We start from the raw sequence: 11,971 nt of genomic DNA on the forward strand, positions 1-11,971 counted from the left end.
CCTAGGCGGCTCCCGACGGGTTCGGGGGTGGGATGCTGCCGGCGGTGTGCAGGTTGCCTTCGGCAACTGCTGCGGCCGGCGGAGGCGTGGAGGTTTTGCCGCGGAGGGCGTCGTACTCGCGGCGGAACATCGTCAGGTACGCCGTCCCGCTCGCGTAGCCGGTGTCCTTCGACGCGACCTGGAAGCCGCCGCGCCGATCGAGGCGGCGATCCTCGTAGCGCAGGTAGTAGTCGACATCGACCTTGACCGTGACGACCGGACCGCGCTCGTTCATCGTCGTCTCGTTGCGGTTGCCGGTGCTGTCCGAGCTCCTCTCGCCGACCTGCTCACCGCTGGACAGCCCGCCCTGGATCCCGGTGGGGTTCGATCCGCCCACCGACCGGGACGTCGGCAGCAGCCGGTTGCTCTTCGTCGTCAACTGCGTGATCCGTTGCTGCCGGTCGATCTGCCCGAGTTGTGCGTCGCCCTCCGCCACCAGCTGCAGGTTGGACAACTTGGCGCGGACCTGCACGGCGACCAGCCGTGAGCGCCGGCCCGGCACCGGCAACTGCACCATGGTGTGGCCTTCCGGCGAGGCGATCCGCTCGAACGCGGCCAGTCGCGTGGCGGCGGACAGCATGTTCTCCAGGGCGGTCCGGTGAAGGCGAGCACCTTCCTCCGTCAGCAGGTCCGGCTTCCCGAGCCGGCTGTACACGGTCTTGAACAGCTTCCGCGCGATCGTCCCCTCGACAACCGTCCCGCGCGGGAGCACGACGTTGCCCGTTTCGGCGGCCTGGGGCATCGGAGCGTTGACCGCCGAGGCGGGGACGAGCAGCGTCATCTCACCGGTCAGGTTGCGAGGCTCGGCCCCGTCGACCTGCACAGTCATCCGGTAGCCGCGGGACACCCGTTTGGTCGGGTTCCACAGGGCGCGCGACATCCGGGTGTTCTGCTCGGTGCTCGACGCGGTCGTCGACGTACCGAGATCCGTCCCGACTCCCGCCGTACCCGACCCGACTTTGCCGAGCGAGCCGCCGACCTGACCGCCGTACGTCGTGGCGCTGGTGACGCTGCGGCTCTCCTCGCGGTAGTCGTAGGCCTGGATGATGTTGAACGCGTTCTCCTGGCCGCCCGCGTCGGGCACTCCGTCGATCCTGATCGGACCGTCGTACTCCAGCTTGATCCGGACAGTCACCCGCCGGCCGTCACCGGTCGGGTACTCGGTGACGAAACCGCTCTGGCTGAGCAGGTCGTCGATGTGCCCGTGCCACCGCAGCCCGGCGAGATCGCCACGCAGACCGGCCGCGAACACCGGGTCGTCGAGTGCCTCCGGTGCACTGCTCTCGGCAGCGGCGAGCACCTCGCGGTACAGATCGGTTTCGTGGCCGTCCGGGTCCTGCAGCGAGGTCTCGTCGATCAGCCCGGCGCCCATCGTCGTGTCGTAGTAGCCCGGCAGCCGCACCGTCGTCCCGCGCTCGATCAGCTCCTCCGCCGTAGGCATCACGGCATCGAGCAAGCCGGCCTGTCCGGTCCGGTGCAGCCGAATCCGCTCCAGCCACCAGTTCATGCGCAAGACCGCGACCGTCTCACGCAGTGTCGCCGCCAGCCGTTCGCGCTGCACGGGGTCCGTTTGGCGGCGGGCGATCGCGAGGACCGTCCGCGACGGAACGTGCAGCTCGCCGTTGAGCAAACGATTGACGGCCTCGTCGACCTTGGTCGCCGGGAGGTCGAGTTTGCCCAGTCCGTACAGCCGCAGTGCGTCACGTTCCGGCAGCGTCAGCATGACCGCGCCGCTGCGGACCACCGCTGCGCGCGGCTCGGCGCCGATCGCGCGCAGCTCCGCGACCACTCCGAGATCGGCCCAGAACTGGTAGTGCTCGCCGTCACGGATCGCGAGCCGTTCCACGCCGCCGATCTGCGTCTCGGTGCTGCTCGCGGACCGGTCCTTCGAGCGGCTCCCACTGAGCGAGCCGCCGTACGACGACCCGTCCGTCGCGACCGCGCCGTCGCCGCCACCGAGGCCGAACGTGCCGCTGGTCGAGGTTCCGGTGGTGAGCGTCGAACTGCCCAGGGTCAGGTTGATCTCGCCGTTCACCGGACGCCCGGAGCCGACGTACCTGAGATTCAGCAGCGTCGTGTCGACCGTCAGACGGGCACGGCCGGTTGTCACGCCCCGCCGGTTCACCGTTTGCTCGACGTTCGACGGCGCGGGGGTGACCAGCAAGCTGGTGCGGTACGGCGCGGTGAGGAGCTCGGGCCGCGCCGCCAGGTTGCGCGGGTTCAGGAACGCGCTCAGGTGGTGCAGCGCGGAGCTGTCGCCGCGGGCGAGCTCCGGCAACTCGTCGGTCAGCTGCCCCACCAGATCGCCGACGTCGACGGCCTGGAAAGTTGCCGTACGCAACAGGGCTGGATCGACCTTGCCCTTGATCGCCGGCGTCGGTTCGGTGTCGTCGTCCCGCCGGCAGAACTCGCTGTCGATCGAGAGCCGGGCGGTGCCGTCGACGGTGACGATCGGCTTGGTTTCGTGGCCCACCTCGGTGATGACGATCGAGTGCGGTACCTCGAAGACCGCGACCGGCGCGGTGCTCTCGGTCAGCGAGACGCGATTCACCGTACTTCCGGTCGCCCAGCTGATGAACCGGCCGAGCGAGGAGCGTCCGTAGCTCGGCGCGATCTCCGGCGTCGAACCTTCCGCGCCGGACGCAGGCTTGTCGCTGAAGCCGAATTTGGCCTGCCAGGGAAGGCTTCTGGACCATCCGCCGGACCGGCCGGTGGTGTTCGAGCCGATGTCGAGGTTGACCACGGTCTCGCCGGTGGAGAGTCCGAGGAGCCTGGCCTCGCCGGTGTACGACCGGAGCCGGATCCGGTAGGTGTGCTGCTCCGGCGGCAGCCCGGTGCGGTGCCTGTCGAGACGGAGCACGATGCCTTCCTGGGCGGCCGGATCGTAGCCGGTCTCGAGGCGGTGCCGGGACAGTTGCTGGCCGATCCGCTCGAGATTCGCGAGCTGGCCGGCGGCCAGGGCGGGGTCCTTCCCGCCGAGCTCGCCGTACGGGATCAGGCCCTTCGCGGACAGGTGCTCGAGGAACTGCTGCAGGGCCTCGTCGGCTCCGCTGAGCTCCTGCACGAGAGCGGGTCCCGCACCACGGATCAGCCGCGGGCCCTCCGGATGCTGGGACGATCGGTCCTGGAAGTCCCTCTGCATCCACACAGGTAGTTGGATGGCCTCGTCGGTCGGCTGCGGGTCGCCGCGCAGCAGTCGGCGGCCGTCCACGCCGTACCTGGGTTGCCCGTCCTCGTCGCGGACGATCGCCGCCGACGGGACCGGAAGCCCGTAGCGGTACGCGTCGTTCTCGGGCATCCGCAGTACGGCGTCACCGGCGGACGTCAGCGTGAACTCGCCGGCCTGGTCGACGCGGTGGATGGTGAGGCGGTGCTCCAGGCGCAGCTTGACGCCGATCGTCGGCTGCATGCGCTGCACACTCGGATGGATCGCCGTGTCGCCGGTGTTCACCGAGCTGTCATGGCCCGCGTTCACGCCGACCCGTCCACTCGGTCCGAGGTCCCAGGACGACGTACCCAGGTCCTGCGTCGCCGTGCCGCCGTACCCCGCCGAGACCGCGACCGAGTCCCCGGCCGCGAACGTCTCGCCGCCCGACGTCCCAGAGAAGCCGACCCGCAGTCGCTCGACCTTGTGGTCCTTCGAGCTGTCGCCGAGCAGCGTCGCCTGCTTCCACACTGCGACGGTCTCCAGCCGGGCATACGCCACCGCGCGACCGCCGCTGGTGATGACCCGGGTGAGACCGCCCGGGCGGGTCGTCTCGGCGAGCCGGCCCGGCGCATCCTCGGTGATCAGGCCGCGCAGCTGGTCGTGACCGATCCGGTCGAGTCCGCCGAGTCGTTGCCTCAGGCCCGCAATGGCGCGGTCGGCCAGCTCGTTCAGGCCGTCGACCCGGGTGGCGACGTGTTCCGGCAGGTCGGTACGGCGTTCGTCCGACGGGATTCTGACCGTTTCCGCGGCCGCGCCGACGGCGTACGCGTGGCTGATGCCGAGTTCGAGGGTCGTGGTGTCCTTCGTGGTACCGCCGGCGACCACGTGCCGCGCGGACCATGAGCCGGCAGCAGACGTCCGCATCCGCCAGGACCAGGTGGGGTGCGACGAGCGGAAGCGGTGGATCTCGCCCTGGATGACCTCGACCGCTCCTGGCAGTCCGTACTCGGTCGCACCGCCCGTAACGCTGAGGGCGACGTTCTTCGTGTACTCGATGCTCGGCGAGATCAGTGCCGCGACCTTCAGTGGGTTCGTGTCCGGCAAGGCCGACAGGAGAGGAGCGAGCCTTAAGCCGCTGCTGGCGCTCACCGTTTGGGTGATGGTCGTGGCGACGTTGTAGCCGCCTTGTACGAGCTGGCCGAGCTGTGCCTCTTCGATCAGCACCGGGTTGTCCAGGACCTCCTGGAGCTCGCTCGGATTGAGGGTGAGCTCGAACTGCGTCAGCTCCGTGACATCCGCCCTTGGATCGTTGCCTACGGTCAGGACGAGTCCGTCGGGTGACAGCAGACGTCGGGTCTCTGCCCGCAAGGTGCGGTGCAGCAGCTCGGGGGTGATGCGGAATGTCTTGTTTTGCTGGGCCAGCGCCTCGTTCAGCTCGTTCGTCAGCGCGGTCAGGTGTGGCAGCTGGCCGGAGACGGTGGCTGTTTGCAGGACGTCCTTCGGCGGCAGGCTCTCCGCTCGCCGTTGCTCGTACAGGGCGTCTTGTCTTTTGGCTGCTTGGAGCATCGCGGGAGTCGGGGTGTCGAGATAGGCCTGCCAGGCTTGGCGAGCTTGGTCAGCCTGTTGCGCGGCCGCCCTACAGGCCGCCGCGATCGCCGTGTGGCGGCCGGCCTTGGTGGGGTCATCCAGTGCCGTCGCGGCGCTTTCGGTGCGGAAGTTGGCCCTGTTGATCAGGTCAGTCTGGTGTTGTCGGAGCGCGTTGGGCCGCAGCTTGGCGTACGTCGGCCAGTCGAGCGGCGGGCGCTCGGGCTGGAGCAGGCTTGCCGGGACGGCTCGCGCGTGGTCGGCGGCGAGGCTGCGGTGGAAGTCGACCCGGGCCGCGAGGGCGCGAGACGGCGTACGGCGATGTTCCTCGGCGAAGACGATGTCTGCGGCGATGTCCAGCAGGCCGCGGCCGGTGGTGGCGTGGGACTGGATCTGCGCCAGCGTGAACGGGCCGTAGCGGCCGTTGGTGGCTTGGTGGATCTTCGCGGCGATCAGGGCCGCGTTCTCCGCATCGACACTCGGCTCGTGATGACGACCCGGTGCCCAGGTCAGATCGGTGAGGTTGCGGGTGTGGATCGGGTCATTGTGCAGCACGGACGCACTGACCGGGCGACCCTCGGGGCCGTCGGATGTGGTGTGCGGGTCGAGGCCGGCCCGTTGCATGGCGTCGGCGTACTGCGTGAACGTCGCCGAGATCCGGACGAGTACGTCGGTGAGCTGGTGGAGTTCGGTCGGGACCCGGGCGTCGTAGCGTTGCAGGAGGCGTTGACGTTCGGTGTCGAGGTCGGCGAGGCGTATCTTCAGCTCGGCGAGCGTGGCGCGGTTCTGGCCGTGCTCAGCGGCCGGATCGGGCGCATGCGTGGGCCCGAGGCTCTGGCCCGCACGAGCGGGTCTGCGTCCCGGGCTCGGGAGTCGCGTCGGGCGGGACGACGGCGGCTCGGTGAGTTGATCCTCTCGCCGATCGATCTCTTCGGCCAGCCACGCACGGATCGTGTTCCGCGGCAGGACGGTCCTGACCCGTTGCCGGAGCCCGCGCGGCAGCGGCGGAACACCGAAGCGCCGCCCTTCGATCTTGTTCAGCTGACGCAGAACATGCCCCAGCTCCCTGCGCGACCGGTACGGCGACTCGCCGCGCTCCAGCCGGTCGACCAGATACCCGACCTCGGCGCGCCGGCCTGCACGAACCTGATCGACCTCCGACTCACCCCGGTACGCCGACAACACCCCGGCCACCGCATGCGCGACCGCCCGTCCAACCACCTTGTCACCGGCCCGCGGCGACAGCTGGATCCGGGCCCAATCCGCCGCCCCTGCAGTCCGTTCCCACCGAACCGGTCCGCCGCTGAAGATGCCCGACACGTCGAACTTCATCGTGAGCCGCTGCCCACCCGCCAGCGTGACGGTGATCCGCTCCTCCTCAATCACCACGTCACGCGCTTCCCCACGAGCGGCCGCAACAGCAGCCGCAACCTGCGGCGCCACGCCCCGCGCCGCACCACGAACCGCAACCCGATCCGGCATCCGACGCCCGTCTCCGCGGAACTCGCCGCGATCACCCGTCCGACCAACCCAAACGCGCCGATCACGCGCCGAACCATCGTCGTGCACCGGGCGGTTCGTGCGGATGGCTCGGAGGAGGGTGCGGAGGATCTTGTACAGCGGGGCGAGCTCGTGGTCGTGGCGGGCACGCTGGAGCGTTTCGTTGCTGATGGCACCGATTCGGTGGAGGGCGGTGCCGAACACCGTGGAGAGCACCCCGTTCCACGCCTGGGTCAGGCGGGACGGTACGCCGCCTTCCGCGAGCCGGGCGAGGAACTCCTCGTCGCGGAGATCGCCCGGCAGGTCGGCGTACAACTCGTCGATCTCCGCGGAGAGCTCGGCGTCGAGCCGGCGGAGTTGATGAACGGCAGCGAGGATCTGGGCGCGTTCCTCGGGACTGAACAGCCTCCAGCCGTAGTGGCCGACGATCTCGTGCCAGACCGATGCGCTGACGTCGGCCGGGCTGCTGTGGTCGGCGGCGGAGAGGTAGACGACGCCCCTCCCGTCCTCCATCCGGAAGAACCCAGGTCGCGGACCGGCGCTCGGCGGAATCCCGTGCTCGCGCGCCAGCGTTGCTCCGTCCGCTTCGACGACGACGTCGAGTTCGATCCCGTCGGGCAGCCGCATCTGGCGTCGTACGGCGTCCACGGCCTGGCGGACGGCTCCGGCACTCATCCCGTCGGTGGGCGCGGCGAGCAGTCGCGCGCGATCGGCGTCCTGGTGCGCGTTCTCGACGGCGGCCCTGACCAGTTGGTCGCGAATGTCGATGCTCTCCATGCCGAGCCCGTGGTCGGCGCGGGCGAGGCGCTGGTAGTCCGGGTCGTCGAGTAGGGGCAGGACGTCAGCGAGGTCGATCACGCGGAGGTTGCCCGTCGCGGGGTCGATCAGGGGCTGCAGTTCACCGTGCGAGTGGTGTCCGCTGTCGAGCAGCCGGCGGAGGTACTGGTGCAACTGGAGCACGGTGTCGAACGTGACCGCGCGGCGCGCGCGACCCACCTCGGCGATCGCGGCCGGCTCCGAGGGTTGCGGATCGTGCACCATCGCGCCCTGTACCCGTCCCATCGCCAGACCGACGTACGGCTTGCCGGCGATCGTCGCCGTGACCAACCCGTACGGCGTCGGTCCGTAGCCGGTGCCCGCTGCGGCGACGACTCCTGCGAACTCGTCGGCGATGTTCTTCCGCTGCTGCGCGTCGGCCTTGTCCGGGAACAGCTTGACGATCCACTCGGCGCCGTCGCGCGCGATCGAGTACACGCCGGCGTGCTGGTCGAGGTTGACGATCTGTCCCCGCCGGCCGCTGGTGCTCAGCCGCTCCCCTGGGCGGACCTCGCCCAGGTCGGTCGCGTCGGTCCAGGTGTGTGAGCTCCAGTGCTCCACGTCGACCATGTCCGGCGATCCGGTGATTCGGGCGTCGAGTTCGACTGCGCGGCCGAAGAGGTCGTTGTAGTGGTGCCAGCCGCTGGCCTCGGCGAGCAGTTCCGCGGGTTCTAGCGCCCGCAGGCCGGGGCTTTCCAGGAGGGGCCGCAGACCTTCGATCAGCGCCGGATCGTTGCCGGTCACCTGCTTGATCGCGTCGACGACCCGGAGCTGGTCGGTGGCAGACAGGCCTTGGTACGACGGGGTGGTCCGCAGCATGTCCGGCACCAGGGCATCGGACTGCTCGCGCCCCCGCCGACTGCGGGCCGTGTCGTCCGGCCCCGGCGTCGTACCGGACGAGTTGTCCGGGGCAGGAGTTCTCTCGGGTACGGCGGTGTGTTGGATGCGGATGTCTGCGAGGTTGGTGTGTTGGGCGTTGAGTTGGCTGGACTCGACTGCGGCTGAGTAGTTGCTGACGGCTAGTGACTGTTCTGCCTTCTTCAGTGCTTCGTGTGCGGCCTTCAGGGTTGCTGCGTTGGTCTCGCCGCGGGCGTGGGCGACGGCCGCTTCGGTGTAGTTGCGGAGTGCCTCGTTGTGGGCGGTGGTCGACGGTGCGTCGTGGTACGCGACGGCGGCTTCGAGGGCACTGCTGTGGCGGCGGAAGAGTTCGTCCTGGTGGGACGCGTACAGGGACGCCTCACCAGGCGCGCCCTGCCGGCCTGCGCGGTTCAGGGCCTGGACAGTGCCGCGCGGCGACTCGACGTCGTGGAACCCGACGCGCACCGCCAGCCCGCCACCAACCGCTTCCCGGCCGTCGCCCTTGACCGTGAACACGTGGTCAGCGGCGCTCGGCCGATGCCCGAGATCGAACGCATCCGGGTGAATCTCGATGTCGATGCCGCGGCCGAGCACCTTGTTCCCGATCGTGATCGTGCCCGGCTTACCGGCCTGCTTCCAGATCGCGTCCATCCGCGCGTCGAACGTGTGCTCGGCGATGAACCTCGCCATCGCCTCGGCGTTCACCTGCTGGATCTCGATGCCTCCGGCAAGCTCGTGTTCGGCGAGCCGCTGCTCCACGAGCCGGGTGACCAGCGCCACCTCGTCGTTGTGCTCGACGACGATCGCCTGCGGCCGGCCGGCCGACGGGTCGCCGTCCTTCGACATGTCCGCGATCGCCTGGTCGACGATCGCCCGGTACTTCGCCTCCGCGGTCGCGAAGTGCTGCGGCGGCCGGAACTCCAGCTTGCGCGTGTTGAACGACTCGATCTCGACGACCCGGCCGATCTTGTCCGCGCCGTACAGGTCGCGGACAGCCTGCCCGGCGTCCTTCGCCGTCCCCGACATCCCGCTCAGGTGGTCGTAGGTCTCGAGCAGGTCCTTGGTCCGGACCGCGTTGGTGTGCTTGGCGTCGGCTCGCAGGTCCAGGCCGTGCCGCGCCTCGAGCGCCTGGGCGACACCTGTCCAGCGCTGCTCGAGCAGCGTCTCGCGATCGACCAGCGGTTCACCGGAGTGCTTGCTGACGATCAGGATCGTCTCGTTGCCCTCGATCACGGCCCGGATGTAGTCCCGGCCGGGCTTCAGGACCCAGCGGGCCTGCGCCGCGTGCTCCAACCGCGTGACGTGGGTCGCGAACCGGCGCGACGTGGGTTCGACACCGATCAGCTCCGCCAGCCGCTGCCGGCCGGCTTCGGTGAGCTTGGGTGCTGCCCCGTCGACCGTCAGCCCGAAATCGGACTTGTCGAACTTGCCGCTGTCCAGCGCCCACTTCGCGAGCATCACCTCGGCCTGGGTCTTGGCCGACGCCTCGCCGGCCGCGCCGGAGCTGTGCGTGTAGACCTGCGTCGCGAGTTCGACCGCGACCGCGTCGACCTCGTCGACGACGACGTGTTTGCCGGGCACCCGATGACCGCGGCCCATGCTCCACCCGAACGCGGCGACGTCACCGACGTACACGGTGGGGCGGCGCGGTTTCCCGTACCGGACGGCGGGATCGACCTGTACGACGTCGTACCCGAGCGGCTCGAGCACCTTGCGGAACTTCTCGTGGGCCTGTGCGGCGAGGCTCCGGTTCGCGGTCATGAAGTGCACCGGGTGCTCGGCCGCGGTCATGCCGAGTGCGAGGACGGCGACCGCGGTCTTGCCTTCGCCGGTCATCATCTGCACGAGCAGGTCGGAGCGCAGCGCGAGGTCGGCGTGGATCTGGGTCCAGTTCATCGCGAAGCCCCAGCCGTCCGGGGTGCGGTGGACGAGCTCGTGAATCGCGAGCATGCGCGCTTCCTCGGGGGTCAGGCGCACTTCCGAGACCAGGTTCAGTTTGCCCTCGGCGAGCTGCCGGATCTCGGCCGGGCTGAGCCGCGACAGCGTGTAGTCCAGCTTCGCCGCGAGGTACGAGACCCGGCGCGCATCCGCTGCCAGCTTGGCGTTCTGCACCTGTGCGTCCGCGTCCTTGGCCACCATGAGGTCGTGCTGCGCGGTGTCGTCCTTCGCCCTCGCATGATCCCGCTGCTCGCGGAGCTCATGTGCCCGTGGATCGGTGTCGCCGTGCTTCCTGACGTGCTTGTCGAGCGCTTTCTCGGCGTCCCTCAGCTCCCTGCCGGACTGGTCGGCGGCGCGCTCTGCGTGCTCGGTCGACGGTGCGTTCTTCCGGTTCTCCACGGCGGTCTGATGCTCGTCGCGCGCCTTGGCCGCGTCAGCTTCCCGGCGGTGCACCTCGTCCCGGTGCTCCTGCCGCCCGGTCCAGTCCCGTACCTCGGGAGTCGCGGCGTGCTCCTGCCGCGGGCGCTCACCTGGGTGCGGCTGAGCAGCCGCAGGCTGATCAGCATGCTGCGCTCCTTCACCGGCAGGTGTTTCGGCCCGCCGGTTGGCTACCTGCGGAACATTCTCCTTCTTCTCAACCGCATCGGACTTTCCTGTCTCTGCGGGCTTTTCCGGTACGACGGACTTGTCCGGGCCGGAGGGCGGTTTGTCGGACGGAGCTGCCTTCTCCGGGGCGACAGTCTTCTCCGGTGCAGTGGTTCTGGTGTGGTGTTCCGCCGCCGTCGTCTTGGTAGTCGTCGTGTCCGTTCGAGCACCAGAACGAGTGGAGGCTTCCGCCGTACCGACCCCACTGGCCGGCTGCGTCGTGTGAACGCCGCCCACCGCACCCGTCTCCGTGCGCGATTCAACAGCCGCATTACCCGCATGCACGTTCCCGCCGGTCGTCTGCCCGACCCCGGTGCCGGCATCCGCGACCGGAGCGTCGGCTGTCGAGTGCGCCGTCTGTGCACCGGGTTCGGCAGCGAGTTGTGGCGGGTCGGGCGGTGGGCGGTCGCCGCCGACCATCGGGTGGTCCCTGACCGGCTCGACCCGGATCGGGTCGCCGTGCGGTGCCGCGGCGGCCGGCCCGTGCGAGCCGCCGCCCGGGACCGCCGCGCCCATCACCGCGGACTTCCAGACGGACTCGAAGGTCAGCGGGTGCCGGGTGACGACCCAGTCGGCGGCCGGCATCGCCACCGCCATCGTCGTCGCACCGGCGATCCGCCGGCCGACGAACCGCGGCACCCGGCCGTTCAGCGCGCTCACCTTCCCGGTCACAACCCCGCCCAGCTTGCCCATCCCGACACCGGTCGCGATCGCGATCGGTGTCGCCACCGCGGCGATCGCGGCGTACTGCTTGGTCTCGTCCCAGTTCCAGCCGTCCGCGTGGTGTCCGTCGGGTGTGGTGCGGCCCGACTGCCCGGTGAGTACGCCGTACCCCTGGGCGATCGTGTTGGGTGCCAGGCCGTAGACGCCGGCGCCGACACCGGCGATCGCCGCTCCGCGGAAGAACTTGACCGGCGTCATCGCCAGCGCCTTCCCGGCCCGCGCCGCGAGTGCCGAGAGCGCCTGCTTCATGACGCCACGCGCCCGGTTGTGGATGAAGTCCTTCAGCGCCTGGCGGAACGCGGCCCGCATCCCCACGGACAAGGCCTTACCCGCCGGGATCGCGAACATCAGGACGCCGACCGCGATCTGGGCGATGATCATCACCTTGGCGCGGACGATGGTGTCGGCCTGGTCCCGCAAGTACTGCGCGAGCTCCTCGGCCGCACCGGCGATCGTCTCGACGCCGCCGAAGTCCTTGTCGGTCCCGTACGCCAAAATCTGCGCGGACAACGCGCGCCCGGCCTCGCCGTTCCACGCGGCGGCGACGGCTGTCGACCCTTCGCGGCACCCGGTCGCGACGGTCGTACGGAGTTCTTTGGCGATCGCGTCGTACTGCCGGGCATACTCGCGCAGGGCGTCCTCGTCACCGCCCGGCCAGTCGTCGGGGTCGACACCGACGATCGCGCCGAGGAACTCGACGACCGGATGCCAGAAACCCAC

Annotated in this window: 1 protein-coding gene; it reads right to left on the bottom strand. The window is 69.8% G+C overall.

The window, feature by feature from the left end:
• Position 1: 1 nt before the first annotated feature.
• A complete protein-coding gene (locus E0H50_RS38535) occupies positions 2-11,971 on the bottom strand; it encodes a WXG100-like domain-containing protein (protein WP_131296101.1) in 11,970 nt (3,989 codons plus the stop codon).

The sequence above is a fragment of the Kribbella sindirgiensis genome, from assembly GCF_004331435.1.
GTDB classification, from domain to species: domain Bacteria; phylum Actinomycetota; class Actinomycetes; order Propionibacteriales; family Kribbellaceae; genus Kribbella; species Kribbella sindirgiensis.